Source organism: Phenylobacterium sp. Root700 (assembly GCF_001429025.1).
Lineage (GTDB): Bacteria > Pseudomonadota > Alphaproteobacteria > Caulobacterales > Caulobacteraceae > Phenylobacterium.
This window is the reverse complement of record NZ_LMHT01000011.1, coordinates 240,146-261,577: the sequence shown is the minus strand read 5'-3', so window position 1 is coordinate 261,577 and position 21,432 is coordinate 240,146. Positions and strand designations below refer to the sequence as shown.

At 68.5% G+C, this 21,432-nt stretch carries 20 protein-coding genes; 4 read left to right on the top strand and 16 right to left on the bottom strand.

The features are described from left to right. Positions 1–112 precede the first annotated feature (112 nt). Genes ftsA through ASE02_RS06765 form a run of 4 tightly spaced genes read right to left on the bottom strand, consistent with a single transcriptional unit; the run spans position 113 to position 4,658 of the window. The gene (gene ftsA, locus ASE02_RS06780; protein ID WP_056732446.1) at positions 113–1,441 is read right to left on the bottom strand and encodes a cell division protein FtsA; all 1,329 of its coding nucleotides are present in this window, start codon (positions 1,439–1,441) and stop codon (positions 113–115) included. 19 nt (positions 1,442–1,460) lie between these two features. Further along, positions 1,461–2,375: a cell division protein FtsQ/DivIB gene (locus ASE02_RS06775; RefSeq protein ID WP_056732445.1), complete on the bottom strand. Its 915-nt coding sequence runs from the start codon at positions 2,373–2,375 to the stop codon at positions 1,461–1,463. Then, a complete protein-coding gene (locus tag ASE02_RS06770) occupies positions 2,311–3,288 on the bottom strand; it encodes a D-alanine--D-alanine ligase (RefSeq protein WP_056732444.1) in 978 nt (325 codons plus the stop codon). The genes ASE02_RS06775 and ASE02_RS06770 overlap by 65 nt, the downstream gene beginning before the upstream one ends. After that, on the bottom strand, positions 3,285–4,658 hold the full coding sequence (locus tag ASE02_RS06765; protein WP_056732443.1) for a M20/M25/M40 family metallo-hydrolase: 1,374 nt from the start codon (positions 4,656–4,658) through the stop codon (positions 3,285–3,287). Before ASE02_RS06765 ends, ASE02_RS06770 begins: the two co-directional genes overlap by 4 nt. A 103-nt stretch (positions 4,659–4,761) precedes the next feature. Here ASE02_RS06765 and ASE02_RS06760 point away from each other — a divergent pair, with 103 nt between their 5' ends. After that, positions 4,762–5,208 (top strand): PaaI family thioesterase, encoded by a 447-nt coding sequence (locus ASE02_RS06760; RefSeq protein WP_056732441.1) that lies wholly within the window; start codon positions 4,762–4,764, stop codon positions 5,206–5,208. Between the two features lie 307 nt (positions 5,209–5,515). Next, on the top strand, positions 5,516–6,139 hold the full coding sequence (locus ASE02_RS06755) for a PEPxxWA-CTERM sorting domain-containing protein (protein WP_056732439.1): 624 nt from the start codon (positions 5,516–5,518) through the stop codon (positions 6,137–6,139). A gap of 94 nt (positions 6,140–6,233) precedes the next feature. On the opposite strand, the gene murB is transcribed toward ASE02_RS06755, so the two are convergent. Genes murB through ftsW form a run of 4 tightly spaced genes read right to left on the bottom strand, consistent with a single transcriptional unit; the run spans position 6,234 to position 10,827 of the window. Beyond that, the gene (gene murB, locus ASE02_RS06750; RefSeq protein ID WP_056732436.1) at positions 6,234–7,142 is read right to left on the bottom strand and encodes a UDP-N-acetylmuramate dehydrogenase; all 909 of its coding nucleotides are present in this window, start codon (positions 7,140–7,142) and stop codon (positions 6,234–6,236) included. Continuing rightward, a complete protein-coding gene (murC, locus tag ASE02_RS06745; protein ID WP_056732435.1) occupies positions 7,139–8,551 on the bottom strand; it encodes a UDP-N-acetylmuramate--L-alanine ligase in 1,413 nt (470 codons plus the stop codon). Before murC ends, murB begins: the two co-directional genes overlap by 4 nt. Beyond that, on the bottom strand, positions 8,548–9,645 hold the full coding sequence (gene murG, locus ASE02_RS06740) for an undecaprenyldiphospho-muramoylpentapeptide beta-N-acetylglucosaminyltransferase (RefSeq protein ID WP_056732433.1): 1,098 nt from the start codon (positions 9,643–9,645) through the stop codon (positions 8,548–8,550). Before murG ends, murC begins: the two co-directional genes overlap by 4 nt. Before the next feature lie 9 nt (positions 9,646–9,654). Further along, positions 9,655–10,827, bottom strand: a complete 1,173-nt coding sequence (gene ftsW / locus ASE02_RS06735; RefSeq protein WP_056732431.1) for a putative lipid II flippase FtsW — start codon at positions 10,825–10,827, stop codon at positions 9,655–9,657. A 337-nt stretch (positions 10,828–11,164) separates the two neighbouring features. On the opposite strand from ftsW, the gene ASE02_RS06730 reads away from it, so the two are divergent. Together ASE02_RS06730 and ASE02_RS06725 are read left to right on the top strand one after the other, a co-directional pair. Next, a complete protein-coding gene (locus ASE02_RS06730; protein WP_056732429.1) occupies positions 11,165–11,845 on the top strand; it encodes a PEPxxWA-CTERM sorting domain-containing protein in 681 nt (226 codons plus the stop codon). Between the two features lie 118 nt (positions 11,846–11,963). Beyond that, on the top strand, positions 11,964–12,407 hold the full coding sequence (locus tag ASE02_RS06725; protein ID WP_056732428.1) for a cupin domain-containing protein: 444 nt from the start codon (positions 11,964–11,966) through the stop codon (positions 12,405–12,407). Here ASE02_RS06725 and murD read toward each other — a convergent pair. From murD to ASE02_RS06685, 8 genes are read right to left on the bottom strand one after another with little or no spacing between them, the layout of a single operon-like run. Further along, complete coding sequence (gene murD / locus ASE02_RS06720; protein ID WP_056732425.1) at positions 12,404–13,819, bottom strand: UDP-N-acetylmuramoyl-L-alanine--D-glutamate ligase; 1,416 nt, start codon at positions 13,817–13,819, stop codon at positions 12,404–12,406. The two genes, ASE02_RS06725 and murD, sit on opposite strands and share 4 nt — an antisense overlap. A 19-nt stretch (positions 13,820–13,838) precedes the next feature. After that, a complete protein-coding gene (gene mraY, locus ASE02_RS06715) occupies positions 13,839–14,948 on the bottom strand; it encodes a phospho-N-acetylmuramoyl-pentapeptide-transferase (protein WP_056732423.1) in 1,110 nt (369 codons plus the stop codon). Further along, positions 14,948–16,345, bottom strand: coding sequence for a UDP-N-acetylmuramoyl-tripeptide--D-alanyl-D-alanine ligase (murF, locus tag ASE02_RS06710; RefSeq protein WP_056732421.1), 1,398 nt, complete (start codon positions 16,343–16,345; stop codon positions 14,948–14,950). The genes mraY and murF overlap by 1 nt, the downstream gene beginning before the upstream one ends. Next, positions 16,338–17,792, bottom strand: coding sequence for a UDP-N-acetylmuramoyl-L-alanyl-D-glutamate--2,6-diaminopimelate ligase (locus tag ASE02_RS06705; RefSeq protein ID WP_056732419.1), 1,455 nt, complete (start codon positions 17,790–17,792; stop codon positions 16,338–16,340). The genes murF and ASE02_RS06705 overlap by 8 nt, the downstream gene beginning before the upstream one ends. Beyond that, entirely contained in the window at positions 17,792–19,537 is a 1,746-nt protein-coding gene (locus ASE02_RS06700) for a penicillin-binding protein 2 (protein ID WP_056732417.1), read from the bottom strand. The genes ASE02_RS06705 and ASE02_RS06700 overlap by 1 nt, the downstream gene beginning before the upstream one ends. A 2-nt stretch (positions 19,538–19,539) precedes the next feature. Next, positions 19,540–19,863, bottom strand: coding sequence for a hypothetical protein (locus tag ASE02_RS06695; protein ID WP_056732415.1), 324 nt, complete (start codon positions 19,861–19,863; stop codon positions 19,540–19,542). Further along, entirely contained in the window at positions 19,860–20,789 is a 930-nt protein-coding gene (gene rsmH, locus ASE02_RS06690; RefSeq protein ID WP_056732413.1) for a 16S rRNA (cytosine(1402)-N(4))-methyltransferase RsmH, read from the bottom strand. The genes ASE02_RS06695 and rsmH overlap by 4 nt, the downstream gene beginning before the upstream one ends. After that, a complete protein-coding gene (locus tag ASE02_RS06685) occupies positions 20,786–21,253 on the bottom strand; it encodes a division/cell wall cluster transcriptional repressor MraZ (RefSeq protein ID WP_056732411.1) in 468 nt (155 codons plus the stop codon). The genes rsmH and ASE02_RS06685 overlap by 4 nt, the downstream gene beginning before the upstream one ends. Positions 21,254–21,432 lie beyond the last annotated feature (179 nt).

The following is a 21,432-nucleotide window of genomic DNA, read 5'->3' as shown; positions in this document are numbered from 1 at the left end:
ACTCAGCAATCGCCCTTTTAGCCCAAGATGCTCATCGAACAGAGTTTTACATCCAGGGCGAGCGCAGCCGCCGGCCACGCTCAACCTTAACCATACGTCCCGTCGAAACGACTCAGAGGTTTTCGCGCAGCCAGGCGGCGGCCTTGGCCACCGGATTGGCGCGAGGATCGAGCGGCTCGCGGCGCAGCTTCACCGAAGCCAGGGCCTTGGCCGAGACCGCCTCGCGCGGACCGAAGGCGGCGCGTTGCAGGACGCCGGCGGCGGCGCAGAAGGCCGGCCCTGAGGCGGCGTCGGCCAGATGCGGCACGCGGCGCGGACGGCCCAAGCGGACCGGACGGTCGAACACCCGCACCGCGACCTCGCGCACGCCGGCCAGTTGGCTGGCGCCGCCGGTCAGGACCAGGCCCGCGCCGGACTCCACCGGAGCGCCCGAGGCCTTCAACCGGTCGCGCAGCAGTTCCAGGGTCTCTTCAACGCGCGGGGCGATGATGCCTTTCAGCAGCGAGCGCGGCGCGATCACCGGGCCCGCCCCCGGATCGTCGCCACGCGGCGGAGCTTCGATCATCTCGCGGTCTTCGTTGGCCGAGGCGATGGCCGAACCGTGCAGGGTCTTGATCCGCTCGGCGCCGGCGATGGAGGTCGACAGACCGCGCGCGATGTCGGCGGTCACGTGGCTGCCGCCGACCGCCAGGGTTTCGACGTGGACCAGGCTACCGCCGCTGAACACCGCCGCGGAGGTCGAACCGCCGCCCATGTCGATGCAGACCGCGCCCAGGTCCATCTCGTCTTCTTCCAAGGCGGCCAGCGCCGAGGTGAAGGGCGCGGCGACCACGCCTTCGAATTGCAGGTGAGCCCGCTCGACGCAGGCGCCCAGGGTCTGGAAGACCGCTTCGCTCACCGAGACCACCAACAGCTCGACGCCCAACGAACGGCCAAACATGGCGCGCGGGTCGCGGATGGCGTTCTGGCCGTCGACGGTCCAGGCGACCGGCAGGATGTGGGCGGCGCGGCGGCCGGGGATCTTGATCTGGGCCAGGGCCTGCTGGATGGCGCGCACCAGGTCGCCGTCCGAGATCGGACGGGCGCCGATCGAGACGCGGCCGGAGATGCGATGGCTGGCCAGTTGGCCGCCGGCGGTTGCGACCGTGACGCTCTGCACCTGGACGCCGGCCACGTTCTCGGCCCGCTCGACCGCCTGGGCGATGGCGTCGGACGCCTCATCCAGATTGATGATCGCGCCGCCGCGCACGCCGCGCGATTGCACATAGCCGACGCCGGCGGCGGTCAGGGTCCGGTCGCCCCGACGCACGCCGTCCGGCTTCATGATGAAGCAGGTGACCTTGGACGCGCCCAGATCCACGGCCGCGACCACGGGCTGACGGCCCAGCGCGGCCTTCAGGCCTTCGCGGTTTTCCTTGCGGTCCTCAACGCGGCTCGACAAGTCCTCAGTCCCTTCTAGATCAAGCGCCGTTGGCGACGAGTTGGCCCGGAAGGACCCCGTCGCGCGGGCGAACAGCAACAACAGTCGGATCGCGCAGGTCGATCCGTTCGAAGCCCAGCTCCAGGATCCGCGAGCGCTGGTCGAGCTGCTCGAGCTGGATCAGGGCCGCGCCCTCGTCCACCGCCGGCAACTGCACCAGCGATCCGTCCTTCATCCGCAGGTCCCAGCGACGACCGTCGACCCGCACCAGGGCCTCCAGGCGCTCGGCCAGGCGCGGCCTGGCGGCCACTTCCGGCAAGATCGCGGCGGCGGCCTCGTTGGCCCCTGCCCCGACGATCAACGGCAGGGTCGGGAAACGGGCGGGGTTGGCTTCGGGAATGACCCGGCCGGTTTCGTCAATGACGTGGCTGCGGCCGCCGCTCTGCCAAACGGCGAGCTGACGACGTTCGACCACGGCCAGCACCAGGGTGTCGGGCAGCAGGCGCACGACGCGCGCCTCCTTCACCCAGCCCACGGCTTCCACGCGCTGACGGACCTGCTCCAGGTCGATGCCCAGCATGGGCTGGTCCTGATAGATGCCGGCCGCCCGCAGGATATCGGGGGTCGCCATCTCGGACGCGCCCTGCACGTGGACGGCCTTCAGCTTGAAGCCCATGCCGGCCAGTTGGCCGCCGACGCCCGTGCCGACCGAGGAACCCAGCTTCTCGGCGCGGTGGCCGGTGGCCATGGTCACCACCAGGGCGACAGCCACGACCCCGCCGGCCGCGATCAGCGCATGCCAGGGCGACAGGCCGACGCCGCGCGTGGCGCCCAACTTGGCAGGCGAATACGAGGTCCCGGGCTTGCTTGCCCGGGGCCGAGATTTGGAGCTAGCGGGCGTTTTGGCCCGGGGCTTCGCCGATACTCGCGACTCCCCCCGCACTGCCGCGGGCATACGCATCCTCCGTGATCCAAAGCACCAGACGGTCGAAGTCCACGCCCTTCAGCGCCGCTTGCTCGGGGACGAGCGAGGTAGGCGTCATGCCGGGCTGTGTGTTCACCTCTAGAAGGACCAGAATGTCGTTAATGTCGTCATAACGAAGGTCAGATCGGGTAACCCCTCGGCAACCAAGTGCGGCATGCGCACGCTCGGCCATCTCCAGGGCTTTTTCGAAGGCGGGGTAAGGGATTGCGGCCGGCAAAACGTGCTCCGAACCGCCCTGCGCGTACTTGGCTTCGTAATCGTAAAAGTCTGTGCGCGGCACAATTTCGGTAACAGTTACCGCCTTGCCGCCCATCACCGCCACCGCCAGCTCCTTGCCGCGGATATAAGGTTCGATCATCACCTCCTCGCCGAAGGTCCAACTGGGAGCGGCCAGCTCCTGCGGCGGCTGGTTGGCGCCCTCGCGGACGATGAAGACGCCGACCGAGGATCCCTCGGCGTTGGGCTTCACCACATAGGGCGGCGCCATCACGTGATCGGCGGCGGCGACATGGCGGTTGAACAGGCCACCGCCCGGCACCGTGACGCCTGCAGCGGCGATCACCGCCTTGGCCTTGGCCTTATCCATGGCCAGGGCCGAGGCCAGCACCCCCGAGTGGGTGTAGGGCAGGTCCAGCGTCTCCAGCACGCCCTGCACGCAGCCGTCCTCGCCCCATTCCCCATGCAGGGCGTTGAAGCAGACGTCCGGCTTCAGCCCCGCCAGCACCTGGGCCAGGTCGCGACCGGCGTCGACATAGGAGACCTTGGCCCCCAGCCGCTCCAGCGCCGCGCCGCATTCACGCCCTGAGGACAGGCTGACCTCGCGCTCGGCCGAAAGACCGCCCCACAGCAGGGCGACGTGGCGGCCCGACAGCGGCAGGCTCATTGACCCGCCGCCTTGCGGAAGTCGATGTCGCTGTCGGCGACGGTGTAGACGAAGGCCGCCCAGACCGCGACGTTCTGGGCCAGCTCCTTCGGATCGACCTTGTCGAGCGTGTCGTCGGCCGAGTGATGCAGGTCGAAGTAGCGGCCAGCGTCCTGCTGGAACTCGGTCACCGGCACGCCCAGCTGCTGCAAGCCGGCGATGTCGGAGCCGCCGTTCTTCGCCGGCTCCGACGAGATGATGGTGTTCAGCGGTAAGATCGCCGCGGCGAAAGCCTTCATCGCCGGGTGCCCCAGGCTGCCTTGCGGCAGCTTGGCGTTGAAGATCTCCCCCGCCCCCAGGTCGCTCTCGCCCGCCACGATGATGTTCCCGACTTCGCCCTTGTGGGCCTCGGCGTAGGCCGGACCTGAGCCGCCCTGCTCCTCAGCGCCCCACATCACCACGCGGACCGTGCGGCGCGGGCGTTGCGGCAGGTCGGCGATCAGCTTGGCGGCGGCGGTGGTGATGGCGATGCCGGCCGCGTCGTCCACGGCGCCGGTGCCGGCGTCCCAGGAATCCAGGTGGCCGCCGATGACGACGATCTCCTCGGGCTTCTCGCGGCCCCGGATCTCGCCGACCACGTTGTAGCCCGGCGCCTTGTCCCGCTGGGTCGAGGCCATGGCGAGCTTGATGCGGACCGGCTTGCCGCGCGCGACCATCCGCTCCAGCAGGTCGGCGTCGGGGGTGGACAGCGCCGCGGTCGGGATGCCCGACACCCCGCCCCCGCCGGTGTGCGGCAGCCGGGTGTCGTCGGTGGAGATCGAACGGACCAGGTAGGCGACCGCCCCGCGCTTGGCGGCCTCGGCCCCGCCGGACGAGCGCGCCCGCACGGCGGCGGCGTAGCCCTTGATGTCCTGGGTCTTGCGGGTCTTCTGGGTGACGACGGCGATCTTGCCCTTCAAGGCGCCGGGCGGCTGGGCCAGCATCTCGTCGAGGGTCTTGAAGAGCGCGATCTCGGCTTCCAGCCCGCCGGCCGGCGTCGGCGTCGAGCGGCCGAGGCCCAGGATCTGCAGCTTCTGCGGATAGGGCGAGACCACCTCGGCGCTCTCGGCGCCGCGCATCCAGGAGACCGCCTCGAAGGTCTCCACATGGACGTTCTCGAACCCGAGACTGTTGAGCTTCGCCACGCCCCAGTCGCGGGCCCGGTCCATGCCGGGCGAGCCCTGCGGCCGGGCGCCGACCTCGGTGGTCAGGGACTCGGTGACGTCCCAGGCGGTGGAGTCCTTCAAAGCCTTGTCGCGAAGCGCGGCGGCTGTGGCGGCCAGGTCGGCGGCGTGGACGGGATGGATGGCGAGAAGGCTGGCCGCGGAGGCCGCAAGGAGAGCGATGCGCATGATCGGCGGGTGCGCTTCGCACAGAGTCCTGTCAAGGCCGCGCGCTGCTGACAGCACGCTGGCCGCAGCCATGGCGCATCCTTCGCCTCAATCGGAGACCGAAATGCCCGTCGCAACCGCCCTCGACCACCTGCCCGCCCCGCCCTGCGCCCACCTGCTGGGCTGGAAAGTCCTGGACGCCAGACCGGCCGAAGGCTGGATCCGCATCGGCTTCGAGGCCCGGCCCGAATTCCGCAATCCGGCCGGTTTCATCCAGGGCGGTTTCCTCGCCGCCATGCTCGACGACACCATGGGACCGGCGATCTTCACCCACACGCAGGGGGCGCTCTTTTGCGCCACCATCGACATGCACGTGCACTATCTCGCCCCGGCCAAGGTCGGCCCTATCATCGGCGAGGGCCAGGTCGTGCAGTTGGGCAAGAGCGTCGGATTTGTCGAGGCCCGCCTGTACGATCAGACTGGAACCTGGCTGACCAAGGCCACGGCCAGCGTCCGGCTAGTGGCGGCCGATCAGGCTCTGGGCGCGAGCCGGCTCCAGACGGCCATCTGAGTCTTCCACCGTAAGTAGCCAGCACCTTTCATCGTATGGATGAGTCTCTGAACGTCACGACGCAACAATTCCGAGTAGATTCTTGGCCTTGGATGAGCAAGGCGCCGCCAACATTCAGGCAGTCTTGGCGTAATTGCTGGGCTTCGGCGACGAACCAATTGACATCTTCCGCGACCTTGGCGGGCTGAACCCGATTTTTTCGCCCCGGCGGTGAAATCCTATCAGCACTCGCAAAAGTGGTTGCTGATTGGTTAATGAGATAATAGCGTTCGACGAAGATCGTTATATTTCAATTCGTGGGGCACCCATGACCATCAAACTGACGTCCAATCTCCGCCTCGCAGCGGTTTCCGTCGCTGCGGCTGCTCTAACCTTGCTCAGCGCTGGAACCAGCGCCGCGGCGCCGTACACCGATACGGTCGAAGCGCCTCTCGGATACTTCACGCCGACCCCCGCCGACACGGTCAGCAGCCCCTATTATCGCGGGTTTGGCCAGGACTGGGGCTACACCCATGGCGCGATCGCCGGCGCCTTCACGACGGCCACGCTCAACATCAGCGCGTTCGACGTCGATGCGGCGCAAGGTGAGATCGACAAGATCTACGCCTATGACAACGGCGTCCTGACTGAGATCGGCAGCCTGGCCGGCGCCAACGACATCTACTCGTTCACCGGCTTCAACCTGGGCTCGAACTTCTTCGACGATATCGCCGGCGGCCTGCAGGTCTTCATGAAGATCGACATCAACGACGCCGGCTGGTTCGTTTCCTTGGCCAAGTCGTCGCTGTCGGTCGACAATGGCAGCCTGCCGAACCCGAACCCGGGCGGCGTACCCGAACCGGCCACCTGGGCGATGATGATCATCGGCTTCGGCGCGGTCGGCTCGATGGTCCGCAACAACCGTCGCCGGAACGTCTTCGCGGCCGTCTGATCGCCGCAAGCTCTACAGTCACGCCGTCGGTCGAGAGGCCGGCGGCGTTGTCCTGTCGCCTAGGCCCCGACGATCTCCACCGCGCTAACGAAGATCAGCCGGCCGGGCGGCCGATTCGCTTGATTTCCCATTCCAGCTCGACCCCCAGCTTGGCCTTCACGTCGGCGCGGACGGCCTCGCCCAGGCCTTCCAGATCGGCCGCGGTGGCCTCACCGGTGTTGATCAGGAAGTTCGAATGCAGCGGCGAGAACATCGCCCCGCCGTGCAGCTTGCCGCGCCAACCGGCCTCGTCGACCAGCTTCCAGGAGGAATGGCCCGGCGGGTTCTTGAAGGTCGAGCCGCCGGTCTTCTCGCGGATCGGTTGGGTGGTCTCGCGCCGCGAGGTGATCTCGGCCATCCGCGCCTCGATGGCGGCGGGATCGTCGGGCCGGCCCTCGAACAAGGCGCCGGTAAAGATCAGGCCGCCCTGCGCGGCCTTGGCCGACTTGCGATAGGTGAAGCCCATCTCGGCGTTGCTGAAGGTCACCCGCTCGCCGGCCCGCGTCACCGCGTAGGCCTCGACCAGCACGTCCTTGGTTTCGGCGCCGTAGCACCCGGCGTTCATCACCGTGGCGCCGCCGATGGAGCCCGGCACCCCGCGATAGAACTCCAGCCCGGCGATCCCCGCCCTGCCCGCCTCACGGGCCAGCACGGCGTCGAGCACGGCGGCGCCGGCGAAAATCCTGTTGTCGCCGCGCGGTTCGACCTCGCCGAACGCCTTGCCCAGCCGGATCACCACCCCGTCGACCCCGCCGTCGCGGACCAGGGTGTTGGAGCCGACGCCGATCGGCGTCACCGGCACCGACGGATCGAGCCCCTTCAGGAAGGCCGCGAGATCGGCCTCGTCCTGCGGCAGGAAGATTACGTCGGCCGGACCGCCGACCCGGAACCAGGTGAAGGGCGCCAGCGGCTCATCCTTCAGGATGCGGCCGCGGACCTCCGGCAGGCTGTCTCGCCAGCTCACTTGGAGAGCGCCTCGAGTTGAGCCGGCAGGGCGTGCGCCCAGACGGTGATGTCGCCGGCCCCCAGGCAGACCACCAGATCGCCGGCCTTAGCCTCCTCGGCGATCAAGGCGGCCAGGTGCGCCGGGCTGTCCAGCGGCACCGCGCGGCGATGGCCAAAGCGGCGCAGGCCCTCGACCAGTCCGTCGCGGTCTGCGCCGGGGATCGGGCTCTCGCCCGCCGTATAGACGTCGGCCACGATCACCGTGTCGGCGTCGTTGAAGCAGCCGCAGAACTCGTTGAACAGGTCGTGCAGGCGCGAATAGCGGTGCGGCTGCACCACGGCGATCACCCGGCCCTCAGTCACCGCGCGCGCGGCCTTGAGCACCGAGGAGATCTCCACGGGGTGATGACCGTAGTCGTCGATCACCCGCACGCCGTTGGCCACGCCGATGGTGGTGAAGCGGCGCTTCACCCCGCCGAACCCGGTCAGGCCCTTGCGGATGTCCGCGTCGGAAACGCCCAACTCGCGGGCGACCGCGATGGCGGCCGTGGCGTTCAGCACGTTGTGCTGGCCGGCCATCGGCAGGTGCAGGTCTTCCAGGCGCACGACCTCGCCGTCCTGCGGGGCGAACACCGCGTCGAACCGCGAGCCGTCCGGCCCCATGCTGATCTTCTCGGCGCGGACCTCGGCCTGGGGATTGGTCCCATAGGCGATAACCCGGCGGTTCTGGACCCGCGCGGCCATGGCCTGGACCTCCGGATGGTCGGTGCAGACCGCCGCGAAGCCGTAGAACGGCACGTTCTCCACGAAGTCCTGGAACGCCTTCTTCACGGCGTCGAAGTCGCCGTAGTGGTCCAGGTGCTCGGGGTCGATATTGGTGACGATGACGCAGGTGGACTTCAGCTTCAGGAAGGTGCCGTCGCTCTCGTCGGCCTCCACCACCATCCACTCGCCTTCGCCGACCTTGGCGTTGGTGCCGTAGGCGTTGATGATCCCGCCGTTGATCACTGTCGGGTCGAGGTTTCCCGCGTCCAGCAGCGCCGCGACCATCGAGGTGGTGGTGGTCTTGCCGTGGGTGCCGCCGACCGCGACCGAGTATTGCAGGCGGGTCAGTTCGGCCAGCATCTCGCCGCGATGCACCAGCGGGATGCGCCGCTCGCGCGCGGCGACCATCTCGGGATTATCGGCCTTGATCGCCGTCGAATAGACGATGGCCGACGCGCCTTCGACATTGGCGCCGCTCTGGCCGATGAAGACCTTGGCGCCCAGCTTCTCCAGCCGCTCGGTGTTGGCGCTGGCCTTGGCGTCGGAGCCCTGCACCGTATAGCCGATCCGCAGCATGATCTCGGCGATGCCGCTCATGCCGATCCCGCCGATACCGACGAAATGCACGGGGCCGAGGGCGAAGGGGACGGGGCGCTTGTTCATCTTTGGACGGCGGTTCTCTCGACCAGATCGGCCAGGCGTTCGGCGGCGTCAGGCTTGGCGATGGATCGCGCGCCGGCCGCCATGCGCGCCAGGCGCTCGGGGTTGGTCAGCAGTTTCAGAAGGGCGTTCGACATGGTGTCGACGGTGAGTTGGTTCTCGCGGGCGACCTCGGCCCCGCCGGCGTCGGCCATGACCCGGGCGTTCTGGCCCTGGTCGTCGTCCAGCGCGATGGCCAATGGGATCAAGATGGCGGGCTTTCCGGCCACCGCGAACTCGCAGACCGTGCCCGCGCCCGAGCGGCCGATCACCAGATGGGCGTCACGCAGGCGGCTGGCCATGTCGCGGAAGAACGGCGCGATCTCGGCCTCGACCATGGCGTTGGCGTAGATGCGGCGGGCGCCGTCCATCGACTCCTTGCGGGTCTGCTGCTGCACCTTCAGCCGCACGCGCAGCTCCTCGGGCAGCTTGGCGATGGCCTCGGGCATCAGTTCGGAGAGCAGGCGCGCGCCTTGGCTGCCGCCGGTGATCAGCAGGTGCACCGGGCCGTCGGCGGTCGGCGGCGTATAGGGCAGATCGGCCAGGGCCCGGATGTCGGGACGCACCGGGTTGCCGACCACCACGGCGTTCTCGGCGACGCGGCCTGGCGCCTTCTGCAACACGGGGAAGGCGCAGGCGACGGAGCGGACATGGCTGGCCAGCTGGCGGTTGGCCCGGCCCATGACCGCGTTCTGTTCGTGCAGCAGGGTCGGCCGCCGCTGGGTGATCCCAGCCAGCAGGCCCGGCACCGACGGATAGCCGCCGAAGCCCACCACCACGGCCGGATCGATCCGGGTGAAGGCGGCGCGCGCCTGCAGCAAGCCGCGCACGATGGCGATCCCGGCCTGGGCCATGCTGACAGGGTTGCCGCGCTCGAAGGTGCGGGCCGACAGCCCGATACGCTCTTCGGCGGGGAAGCTCTCGGCGAAGGCGGCGGCGCGCTCGTCGGTGGCCAGCACGATGCGCCAGCCTCGCGCGATCAGGGCCTCGGCCAGCGCTTGAGCCGGAAACAGATGCCCCCCGGTTCCCCCGGCGGCGACGACGGCGATCTTACGCATCACGAGCCTTTAGGCGAAGGCGCCGGCCTTGGCGAGGCCCTCGCCTTGGGAATAGGCCCCCGGCCTGCGACGGGTCAGCGCCAGGGCCATGCCCAGGGTCAGACAGATCGCCAGCATGGACGAGCCGCCGTAGGAGATGAACGGCAAGGTCATGCCTTTCGTCGGGATCATATTCAGGTTCACGGCCACATTGATGAAGGCCTGTTGGCCGACGAGGACGAATAGGCCGGCCGCAGCCACCTGCTCGAAGGGATCGCTCAGCTTCATGGCGCGATAGAGGCCGCGGATGACGATGAACGAGAACAAGGCGATCAGCAGCAGCGAGAAGATCAGGCCGTATTCCTCGGCGCCGACCGAATAGATGAAGTCGGTGTGCAGGTCGGGCACGTGGCGCTTCATCACGCCCTCCCCCGGCCCGCGCCCGAAGAAGCCTCCAGCGGCGATGGCCTCGGCGGCGCGGTCGACCTGGTGGGTGTCGGCGCGTTCCGGACTGAGGAACCGGTCAACCCGGCTCGCGACGTGCGGGAACAGGAAATAGGTCGATGACAGGCCGGTCACGGCTACGCCGCCCAGCAGCATCACCCAGGACAGCGGCACCCCCGCCATCCAGAAGGCCGCGCCGAACGCCACGGTGATCAGCACGGTCTGGCCGACGTCCGGCTGCACCAGCAGCAGGCCGACCGACAGGAAGTAGAGGCCAAAGGCGATGGAGACGCCGGGCACGCCCTGGCCCTTCTGCCCTTCTGCGAACATCCAGGAGACCAGCACGATCAGGGCTGGCTTCATGAATTCCGAGGGCTGCAGGGTGAAGCCGCCAAGCTGCACCCAGCGCGTCGCGCCCTTGGCCGTGTGCCCCATGAACGGCAGGGCGATCATGATGGCGATGGCGATCACATAGATGAAGAACGCCGCACGCCTGACGCCGCGCCCATCTAGCATCGAGGTCGAGACCAGGATCATCGCTCCGGCGGCGGCGAACACGCACTGACGCACCGCGAAATGGAAGGGATCGCCGACATTCATCCGCGCCGCGGCCGCGGGGCTCGCGGCGAAGGACATCATCACGCCGATGAAGATCAGCGCCGCCACGGCGCCCAGCATCCAGCGATCGGTGGTCCACCACCACACGCCCACCGGCGACCTGTCGCTGCGTGCGAAGGCGTGGGCTTGGTTGGCTTTCATGAACAGGTCCGTTGGGCTTTCGGGTGCGCGCTATTCGCACGCCGCAGAAGACCCTCTTATGATTAATTTTCCTTAACTCCCGACAGCTCCGCGCTGCGACCGATAGGCCGCCGAGGCGGGCGCCCCTCGAGAGCTCATCCAACACGCGTCCAGGCCACCTGTTAGGTCGCCAAGTTCAAATTGGCCGCCTCGCTGGCGTGTTCATTCGCGCGAGCGGTGAATCACCTTCTCCATCTGAGATTGAAAGGCATGTTGCANGGGGGGGGGTGAAATCACCCTGGCTATCCCGGGCTGACGCCAGTTCTTCGAACCATTCAGCGCCACAGGGGCCACACAGATGAAACTGCGCAACCTTCTACTCGGGGCGGCGATGGCCGTCGCGACCGCTTCGTCGGCCAATGCGGCCGTCGTCGTCCTCGACTTCGAGGGCGTGGGCAACCAAGCCGCGATCAACAACTTCTACAATGGCGGGACCGATAGCCAGGGCAACAGCGGCGCGAACTACGGCGTGGCCTTCTCATCCTCGTCGCTCGGCCTGATCGATACCGACGCCGGCGGCAGCGGGAACTTCGCCAACGAACCGTCGGCAAGCACGATCCTGTTCTTCCAGAACGCCAACAACGCCGTCCTGAACTACGCGGCCGGCTTCTCGACCGGCTTCTCGTTCTTCTACACTTCCTCCACCGCCGCCACCGTGAACGTCTATGACGGACTGAACGCCACCGGGAACCTGCTGGGCAGCCTGAATCTGGCGGCCCAGTACAGCCAAAACTGCGCCGGCGACCCGACCGGCGGCTTCTGCAACTGGACCTCGGTCGGCGTGGCGTTCGGCGGCCTCGCCAAGTCGATCGACTTCGGCGGCGCGGCCGGCCAGACGGGCTTCGACAATATCACCTTCGGCTCGGCCACGCCCGGCAGCGCCGTCCCCGAGCCCGCGACCTGGGCCATGATGATCGCCGGCTTCGGCATGGCCGGCGCCGCCCTGCGGCGGCGTCGCCAAGTCGCACTGCTGGCCTAGCACTCGCCTATCGTCGCCGCCGGTCCCTGGATCGGCGGCGGCGACAAGCGCCGCTCGCAAACCACTGATCGGCAATGCCCGACCTGTGCTATTCTCCTGCATCCACAGGAGAAACGTCATGCTTAAGGCAGTTGTTCTCGTGAGTGGCTTGCTGTGCTTCACCTCGCCCGCTGCGGCGCAGGTCAACACCGGCGACCTGAAGTGGGGTCCGGCTCCAGCGGTCTTCCCGGCCGGCGCGCAGATGAGCGTACTGTCGGGCGATCCGACGAAGGCCGGCCTCTTCGTGCTCAGGCTCAAGATGCCCGCCGGCTACAAGATCCCGGCCCATCAACATCCGTCCGACGAGTACGTCACCGTCATCTCCGGCGACCTGTCGCTGGGCATGGGCGACAAGCTCGACCCGGCCATGAGCGCCAAGCTGGCCCCAGGCGGGTTCGCGGTGGCGGGAGCGAAGATGAACCACTTCGCGTTCTCAAACGGCGGGGCGGTGGTGCAGGTCTCGGCCGAGGGTCCGTTCGGCATGACCTACGTCAATCCGGCCGACGACCCGACCCGGCGCTAAGCCCGCGCGCCCTTGGCGGCCGGCGCGGTGAGCGCGGCGACGGCGGCGCGGAACGCTTCGCCGCGAGCCTCGAAGTCCGCGAACTGGTCGAACGAGGCGCAGGCCGGCGACAGCAGCACGACCGCCTCCTGGCCCGAGGCCGCGGCGTCGGCATAGGCCATGGCGACGGCGGCCTCGATCGTGCCGCACTCGGCGACCGGCGCCTTACCGGCCAGCGTCTTGGCGAAGGCCTGCTGCGCCTCGCCGATCAGATAGGCCTTCTCGATCCTCGGGAAGAGGTCGGTCAGGTCGTCGATGCCGCCGCTCTTCGGCTGGCCTCCGGCGATCCAGTAGAACTTCGGATAGCTCGACATCGCCTGGCGGGCGGCGTCGGCGTTGGTGGCCTTGCTGTCGTTTACGAAGCGGATCTTGCCGACATGGCCGACCGTCTCCATCCGGTGCGCCAGGCCCGGGAAGGTCATCAGGCCGTCGGCGGCTTCTTGCGAGGTCAGGCCCAGCCCGCGCACGGCGGTGTAGGCGGCCGCCGCATTCTGCCAGTTGTGCCGGCCGGGCAGCGACTTGGCGCGCAGCAGGTCGGCGATCTCCACCGCCCGCTCGCCGGTGGCGTCGTAGAGCAGGCCCTGCAGGACATAGACGCCGCGCCCCATGGCCTTGGAGGCCGAGACCGGCACGATGGTCCGGCGGTTGGCGGCGGTGATCTCGGTGCAGATCCGCTGGCCCCAGGGATCGTCGACCCCGATGACGGCGGTGTCGCCCTTGCCCTGGTTCAGCAATACCCGGCGCTTGGCGGCGACATAGCCCTCCATGCCGCCGTGGCGATCCAGGTGGTCGGGCGAGACGTTCAGCAACACCGACACGTCGGGCTTCAGGCTGGAGGTCAGGTCGAGCTGGTAGGAGCTCATCTCCAGCACGTAGACCGCCCCGCCATGCATGTCGTCCAGGTCCAGGACCCCGACGCCGATATTGCCGCCGACCCGCGTGTCGCGACCAGCGGCGGCGCAGATGTGGCCGATCAGGGCGGTGGTGGTCGACTTGCCGTTGGTGCCGGTGATGGCGACGATCTTCGGGCGCTTGTGCTCGGGCGCGGCGTTCACCGTGCGGGCGAACAGCTCCAGGTCGCCCAGGATCTCGACACCCGCCGCCTTGGCCTTCTCGACGGTCCAGTGCGGCTTGGGATGGGTCAGCGGCACGCCTGGCGACAGCATCAGGGCCGCGAACTTGCTCCAGTCGGCGGTGGTCAGGTCGACCAGCGGCAGGCCCTCGGCCTCGGCGATCGCGCGGCTCTCGGGGCGTTCGTCCCAGACCGCGACCTGCGCTCCGCCCAGCATCAGGGCGCGCGCGGCCGTCAGCCCGGTACGGGCCAGGCCGAACACGGCGACCGTCTTGCCTTCAAAGCCGCGGACCGGGATCATGACCTACGCCTGCCCTCCCCTACCGCAGCTTCAGGGTTGCGAGGCCCAGCAGAGCGAGCATCACCGCGATGATCCAGAAGCGGATCACGACGGTCGATTCCGACCAGCCCAGCTTTTCGAAATGGTGGTGGATCGGCGCCATGCGGAACACCCGCTTGCCGGTCAGCTTGAACGACACGACCTGGATCATCACCGACAGGGTCTCCATCACGAAGAGGCCCCCGATGATGCCCAGCACGATCTCGTGCTTGGTCGCCACGGCCACCGCGCCGATACCGCCGCCGAGCGCCAGCGAACCGGTGTCGCCCATGAAGATCTTGGCGGGCGGCGCGTTGTACCAGAGGAAGCCGAGACCAGCCCCGATCATCGCCCCGCAATAGACCGCCACCTCGCCCACGCCGGGCACGAAGTGCAGCTTCAGATACTGGGCGAAGACGAAATTGCCGACGAGGTAGGCGATGAAGCCGAAGGCGGCGGCGGCGATCATCACCGGCACCGTGGCCAGGCCGTCCAGCCCGTCGGTGAAGTTCACGGCGTTGGCCGCGCCGACGATGATGAAGGCGCCGAAGGCCAGATAGAACCAGCCCAGCGGCATCAGCAGCTGCTTGAAGATCGGGAACGCGACCGAGGTCGACAGGTCCGGGGTCTCCGGCGGATTGGTGCCGAACACCACCATCAGGGCGACGGCGGCGAGCGCGATGAGCGCCTCCATCAGCAGCCTGACCTTGCCCGAGACGCCGTCCGTCGTCTGCTTGGTGACCTTGGCGTAGTCATCGGTGAATCCGAGCACGCCGTAGCCGGCGGTCACCAGGATCACGGCCCAGACATAGACGTTGGTCAGGTCCGACCACAGCAGCGTGCCGACCAACAGGCCGGCCAGGATCATCACCCCGCCCATCGTCGGGGTGCCGGCCTTCTCGACCACGTGGCGTTCGATGCCGTCGGCGCGGATCGGCTGGCCCTTGCCCTGTTTGGCCTGCATCCAGCGAATGAAGCGCGAGCCCATGGCCACCACCACGAGCTGCGCCGTGAACAGCGCCATGCCCGTGCGGAAAGTCTGATATTTCAACAGGTTCAGGAACGGAACATATCCGTCGGCCGACAGCTGTTGATACAGCCAATAGAGCATCAGCCCTTCTCCAACGAACGCACGTCGAGAGCGACCAGCGCGGCGGCCACCGCGCCGGCTCTCGAGCCGTTCGAACCCTTGACCATCACCAGATCGCCCGGCTCTACGGCCGCGCTGATCAGCGGCGCCAGCTCCGCTGCTGTCTCCGCGTAACCGCCCCTACGAGTCGGAGGAAGGGCGCCCCACAGCGATTTCATCAGCGGCCCGGCGCAGAACACCAGGTCCACCCCGGCGCTGTTCAGCGGCTCGGCCAAGCCGGCGTGGAAAGCTGGGCCGTCAGCCCCCAATTCCAACATGTCGGTCAGCGCGACGATCCGTCGCCCCGCGCTCTTGCGCGCGCCGAGCGAGGCGAAGGCCGCGCCCATCGAGATCGGATTGGCGTTGTAGCTCTCGTCGATCAGGGTGAAGTCGCCGCCCGCCAGCTTGACGACCTGTTCGGCCCCGCGGCCGGCCAGCGGCTCGAAGTCTCCGAGCGCGGTCAGGCTGTCGTTCAGATCGACGCCCAGCGCCTCCAGCATCAGCAGGACGGCCATGCTGTTCGGCCCCCAGTGGAAGCCGGTCTGCAGGATCGGAAAGTCCAAGGCCCGGCCATGCAGGCGGGCGCGGACGTTCGCTCGGCCGGCCTGCGGCTGGAAGTCGATCAACCGCGCGTCACAGCCCTCGCCGGAGCCGAAGCTGCGGACCTCCGCGCCGGCCTTGCGGGCCTCGGCGCTCAGCAGATCGAACCATTTGTTGTCGGCGTTCAGCACCGCCACGCCGCCCGGCTCGATACCGGCGAAGATCTCGGCCTTGGCGCGGGCGACGCCCGTCTCGCCGTCCGGGAAGTTTTCGACATGGACCGGCCCGACCGTGGTGATCGCCACAGCATGCGGCCGCACGAACCGCGACAGCGGCGCGATCTCGTCGGCGTGGTTCATGCCGATCTCGAACACCGCGCGCTCAGTATCGCGCGGCATGCGGGCCAGGGTCAGGGGCACGCCGATATGGTTGTTGTAGCTCTTCACCGACGAGTGGGCCTTGCCGGCCAGCATCAAGCCGGCGCGCACCGCCTGGGTGACGCTGGTCTTGCCGACCGATCCGGTGACCGCCCCGCGACGTGTCTGCGGCGCCCGGTCACGCGCGGCTTCTCCAAGTCTTTCCAAGGCCTTGAGCGTGTCTTCGACGACGACGCTCAAGCCCTCGACGCCTTGCGACACCAGTGCGCCCGAGGCGCCGGCCGCCAGGGCCTGGGCCACGAACTCATGGCCGTCCCGCACGCCGGCCAGGGCCGCGAACAGATCGCCGGTCTCGATGGAGCGGGTGTCGATGGAGACCCCGTTCACGACGAACGGCGCGCCCGACAAGCGCCCGCCCGTGGCCGCGACGATCTCCTGCGAGGTCCACAGCGGCTCAGCCACGGAGCGCCTCCAGGGCTTGAGCGACTTCGGTCACGTCGTCAAAGGGATGCACGACGCCGGCGATGGTCTGGCCCTGCTCGTGGCCCTTGCCGGCCACCACCAGCACGTCGCCCGCGCCCATCAGGGCCACGGCTGCGGTGATCGCTTCGCGGCGGTCGCCGATCTCCTGCGCGCCCTTGGCGCCGGCCAGGACCTCGGCGCGGATCGCGGCCGGAACCTCGCTGCGCGGGTTGTCGTCGGTGACGATGGCGATGTCGGCATGGTCGGCCGCCGCCTTGCCCATCAACGGGCGCTTGGCGCGGTCACGGTCGCCGCCGGCGCCGAACACCACGATCAGCCGGCCCTCGACGTGCGGGCGCAGCGCCTTCAGCACCGTCTCCAGGCCGTCAGGCGTATGGGCGTAGTCGACATAGGCCTCGCCGCCCTTCGGACCGGTCCCGATCCGTTGCAGCCGACCCGGCGCGCCCTCGATGGTTTCCAGTGCGGACATCACGCTCGCCACGTCCTCGCCAGCGGCGATGCACAGGCCCGCCGCCACCAGAACGTTCGAAGCCTGGTATCCGCCCACCAGCGGCAGACGAACTTCGTAAGTCTTTCCAGCCGCCTCGATCTTCAGGGTCTGGCCTTCCGGGGTCGGCTGACGGCTCAGCAGCTTCAAACCCTGCCCCGCCTCGCCCACCGAATAGATGCTCTGGCCGGAGGTCACGGCGGTCGCCGCGAAAGCGCCATAGGCGTCGGAATCGGCGTTCAGCACAGCGGTCGCGCCACGCGGCAGCAGGGTTTCGAACAGCCGCAGCTTGGCGTCCCGATAGGCGTCCATCGTGTGGTGATAGTCGAGATGGTCCTGGGTCAGGTTCAGGAACCCGGCGGCTGTCAGGGTCACGCCGTCCAGCCGGCGCTGATCAACGCCGTGCGACGAGGCCTCCAGCGCCAAGTGGGTCACGCCCTTGGCGGCCAGGATCGACATCAGTTCGGCGACGTCGGCGGCGTCCGGCGTGGTCAGGCCCGGCGGCGTGATCTGCTCGTCCAATCCAGGTCCCGTGGCGCGCACGCCCAGGGTGCCCATGCTGGCGGCGGTCTTGCCCGTATAGTTGAAAATCTGCCGGCAGAAGGCGGCGACCGAGGTCTTGCCGTTGGTCCCCGTGACCGCGACCACAACCGGCGGCTGGGCCCGCCAGAACGCCTTGGCCGCCAGGGCGTAGGCCCGGCGCGGGTCCGGGGTGACAATGACCGGAACGCCGAGGTCCGGCAGGTCCACGGCCGAGATCACCGCCACGGCGCCGCCCGCGACCGCCTTGGTCGCGAACTCACGCCCGTCGACCTTGGACCCCGGCAAGGCGGCGAACAGGAAGCCCGGCTTCACCTTGCGGCTGTCGGCGGTGACGCCCTCGATCACCGGATCGGCGTCAAGGCTGCGCTGGACCAGCGCGGAAAGAGGCGCCGCCATCAGTGACCGTCCGCCAGGGGTTGAGCCACGCCGTCTTCACCCACGACCTTGATGATCTCGTTCTGGCGCTGGACGCCCAGGAACGGGGCGATGCGGTCGATCACCCGGCCGGCGGCCGGCGCGGCGACCCAGCCGCCGGTCGAATAGCCGTAGGTCTTGGCGTTGCCATGCGGCTCGTCCATCAGGATCAGCACGAAGTAGCGCTTGTCCTCGACGGGACCGGAGGTCGGGAACACCGCGGCGAAGGACGACACCTGCTTTTGGGTCGAGTAGCCGCGAATGGTCGGATCATACTTCTCGCCGGTGCCGGTCTTGCCGCCGACGCTGAGGCCGGGCGCATTGGCCGACTTGCCGCTGCCGCCGATGACATTGGCGCGCATGATCTGCAGCATCTGCATCGAGGTCTGTTCGGAGACCGCCCGCACGCCTTGGGGCCGCTGGTTCGGCTCCAGCTTGCGGATGGTGAGCGGCACCAGATTGCCGCCGTTGAGCAGCGCGCCCATGGCGCTGGAGAGCGCCAGCGGGCTGACGTTCATGCCGTGACCGAAGGAGGTCGAGGCCACCGCGTCCATGTCCCACTTGCGCGGCGTCAGCGGGCGAGCCGACTCCATCAGCTCGACCTTGGCCGGCTTGGTGAGGCCAAGCGCGGTGAAATAGTGGCTCAGGCGATCGGCGCCGATGCTCTCGGCGAGCTTGGCGGTGCCGATATTGGAGGAGTGCTGGAACACCTCGACCAGGGTCAGGATCTTCCGGGCCGCGTGGTAGTCCTTGATGGTCCGATAGCCCAGTTGATAGGGCTCGCGGGCGTCGAAGGTCGAGGACGGATTAGCGACCCCGGTGTCCAGGCCGATGGCCACGGTGAAGGCCTTGAAGGTAGAGCCCATCTCATAGATCGCCGCGGCGGCGCGGTTCAGTTTGGCGTCGTCGCTCGCCACCGAGACCCGGTTCGGATCGAAGGTGGGATAGCTGGCCATGCCGAGAATTTCGCCGGTGTGGACGTCGGTGACGATGCCCACGGCGCCGCGCGGCTGGAACTCGGCGGCGGCCTTGTAGAGCTCGTCCTCCAGCGCCGCCTGGACGCGCAGGTCGATGGACAGCGCCACCGCCCCGTTCGAGGCCGCGCCCGCCCGCAGGCTGTCGTTCAGCGCCCGCTCGGCGCCGGCGATCCCGACTCCGCCGGTGTCGGCGAAACCGATCAGGTGCGCGGCGGTGTGGCCCAGCGGATAGACCCGGCGCTCTTCACCCTCGAAGCTGACGCCCGGCAGGCCCAGCGCATTGACCCGCGCGCGCTCTTCCGGCGTCAGGCCGCTGGCGACGAAGCCGCGGCGCTCGCCCTTCAGCGCCTTTTCCAGGCGCGCGCGAGAGACGTTCGGCAGGGCCGATCGCAGCGCCCGGCGGGTTTCGTTGGCGTCCCAGATCTCGCGCGGATCGACATAGAGGCCGTAGTGCAACAGGTCGGCGGCCAGCATCGCGCCGTTGCGGTCGGTCAGGTCGGCCCGCGCCGCGCCGACCGGCCCCACCAGGCCGTTGCCGTGCCCGACATCGGAGAACAGCGCTGCGCGCGTGGCGCCGACCGCCAGCATCGCGAAGCTGGCCGAGAACAGCGCCAGCACGAAGAAGATGCGGATACGGGTGTCGTCCTCGGCCTTGCCGGCGGCCTTGGCGCGCTCGAAGGCGTGCTCCAGCCCCCAGACCTTGGCCTTCAGCCAGCGCCAGCCCGGCGCTTCGAACGAGGGGTGCGCCATAGTCACGGCTTTTGCTTCCCGAGGGCGATTTCCGACAGCTTGTCGACGGTCGTCTCGTGCTTGGCTTGCAGCGGCGCCATGCCGAGATGGGTCGTGGACAGGGTTTCGATGCGAGCCGGCTGCTCCAGGTGAGCGACCTCGGCCTGCAGCAGGCGGATGCGCGCCTTCTCGCCGTCGATCAGCTTCTCGACCGAGGCGATCTCGGCGCGCTCCTTACCGGCGATGGTCTTGGCCAGGTAGACCGACAGGATGATGGCCAGCAGAACGGCCAGGGCGACCACGTCGATCAGCCGGAAACCGCGAACCTTGCGATCGAGAATGCTCATGTCGCATCGCTCCACACCGGGGCGGCCGTACGCACGCCCACGCGAAGTTTGGCTGACCGCGCGCGCGGATTGGCCGAGGTCTCAGCCTCCCCCGCCGTGCGCGCGCCGTTGAACAGCAGGTCGAAACTCGGCGCCGCCAGGGCTTCCACCGGCGGCAGGTGACGCGACCCGCCCGGGGTCTTGCCGGCCCGGGCGGTGAAGAAGGCTTTGACGATCCGGTCTTCCAGCGAATGGAAGGTCACCACGGCCAGGCGGCCGCCGACCTTCAGCACGCGCTCGGCGGCTTCGAGGCCAGCCTCCAGCTCGCTGAGCTCTTCGTTGACCGCGATGCGCAGCGCCTGGAACGAGCGGGTCGCCGGATGCACCTTGGCGCCGCGTCGGCCGCCCAGCGCGCGCTCGATGACCTCGGCCAGATCCAGGGTGCGGGTGAAGGGCTGCTCAATACGCCGGCGCATGATGAAGGCGGCGATCCGGCGCGACTGGCGCTCTTCGCCATAGAGCCAGATGATCCGCGCCAGCTCGGCCGGCTCGGCGGTGTTGACGATGTCGGCGGCGGTCGGTCCGCTCGCACCCATCCGCATGTCCAGCGGACCATCGCGCATGAACGAGAAGCCGCGCTCGGCCTGGTCGAGCTGCATGGACGACACGCCGAGATCCAGCGCCACCCCGTCGACCGAGCGCTCGCCCAGCTCGGCGGCCATTTCGGAGAACCGCGCGTCGACCAGGCGGAAGTTGTCGCCCAGGCCCTCGGCGAACTGCCGGGCGCTCGGATCGCGGTCGAAGGCCACCACGTTTGCGCCGGTCGCCAGGAAGCCGCGCGAATAACCGCCGGCCCCGAAGGTGCCGTCGACGATGATCTTGCCCGGCGCAGGCTCGAGCGCGGCGATCACCTCGTCCAGCAGCACCGATGTGTGGGGCGCGCTCATTGACCGACCGCCAGCTTCGCGGCCCGCTGCTGGGCGCGCAGTTGGGCCAGCCCGTCACGGGCGAGTTCACGTTGGGCGGCGCGGTGGGCCTGGAACGCCTCGCGCTCCCAGATCTGGAAGCGGTCGCCGAGGCCGACCAGCACGACCCAGTCGGTCAGGCCGAACTGGTCGCAGAGTTGTTCTGGCAAGGTGATGCGGCCAGCGGTGTCGAAGCTCATCTTCGCCTGCCCGCCCAGCACCGAAAGCTCGATGGCCGAACGCGTCGGATCACCGAAGGGCATTTCCTCGATCAGCGAAAGGTAACGGTCGAACAAGGCCTTGCCGCCACCTTCGACGCAATCGGCTTCGATGGACGGGAAGCAGACGATGCCGTCGAACGGCCCCGACACGAGCGCGCGGAATTCCTGCGGCACAACGATGCGCCGCTTGGCGTCCACTTGTTTCTCGAAGGTCGAGAGAAACATCCCCGCCGTCGCCCCAGTTCGCGGCCCCACGTGGACCGCCCGTTCAGCCCCGCTTCCGGTCCCCGGCGCCCCCGAAAACGGCGACGCCAAGATCCTTAACGGATGCTGATTGGGTTAACATGGGATCAATTGGGAGACAATGACTCCAAGAGCTCAATTCTCGTAAAAACAAAGGTGTC

Coding starts and splice junctions, on each gene's coding strand:
- murD (WP_056732425.1), bottom strand. CDS start 13,819: ATGATCCCGGTCCGCGGCTTTGAAGGCAAGACGGTCGCCGTGTTCGGC.
- ASE02_RS06730 (WP_056732429.1), top strand. CDS start 11,165: ATGAAACTGCGCAACCTTCTACTCGGGGCGGCGATGGCCGTCGCGACC.
- ASE02_RS06700 (WP_056732417.1), bottom strand. CDS start 19,537: ATGGCGCACCCCTCGTTCGAAGCGCCGGGCTGGCGCTGGCTGAAGGCC.
- mraY (WP_056732423.1), bottom strand. CDS start 14,948: ATGCTCTATTGGCTGTATCAACAGCTGTCGGCCGACGGATATGTTCCG.
- murG (WP_056732433.1), bottom strand. CDS start 9,645: ATGCGTAAGATCGCCGTCGTCGCCGCCGGGGGAACCGGGGGGCATCTG.
- ASE02_RS06705 (WP_056732419.1), bottom strand. CDS start 17,792: ATGGCGGCGCCTCTTTCCGCGCTGGTCCAGCGCAGCCTTGACGCCGAT.
- ASE02_RS06695 (WP_056732415.1), bottom strand. CDS start 19,863: ATGAGCATTCTCGATCGCAAGGTTCGCGGTTTCCGGCTGATCGACGTG.
- ASE02_RS06770 (WP_056732444.1), bottom strand. CDS start 3,288: ATGAGCCTGCCGCTGTCGGGCCGCCACGTCGCCCTGCTGTGGGGCGGT.
- ASE02_RS06725 (WP_056732428.1), top strand. CDS start 11,964: ATGCTTAAGGCAGTTGTTCTCGTGAGTGGCTTGCTGTGCTTCACCTCG.
- ftsW (WP_056732431.1), bottom strand. CDS start 10,827: ATGAAAGCCAACCAAGCCCACGCCTTCGCACGCAGCGACAGGTCGCCG.
- ASE02_RS06765 (WP_056732443.1), bottom strand. CDS start 4,658: ATGCGCATCGCTCTCCTTGCGGCCTCCGCGGCCAGCCTTCTCGCCATC.
- rsmH (WP_056732413.1), bottom strand. CDS start 20,789: ATGAGCGCGCCCCACACATCGGTGCTGCTGGACGAGGTGATCGCCGCG.
- ASE02_RS06760 (WP_056732441.1), top strand. CDS start 4,762: ATGCCCGTCGCAACCGCCCTCGACCACCTGCCCGCCCCGCCCTGCGCC.
- murC (WP_056732435.1), bottom strand. CDS start 8,551: ATGAACAAGCGCCCCGTCCCCTTCGCCCTCGGCCCCGTGCATTTCGTC.
- ASE02_RS06685 (WP_056732411.1), bottom strand. CDS start 21,253: ATGTTTCTCTCGACCTTCGAGAAACAAGTGGACGCCAAGCGGCGCATC.
- ASE02_RS06775 (WP_056732445.1), bottom strand. CDS start 2,375: ATGCCCGCGGCAGTGCGGGGGGAGTCGCGAGTATCGGCGAAGCCCCGG.
- ASE02_RS06755 (WP_056732439.1), top strand. CDS start 5,516: ATGACCATCAAACTGACGTCCAATCTCCGCCTCGCAGCGGTTTCCGTC.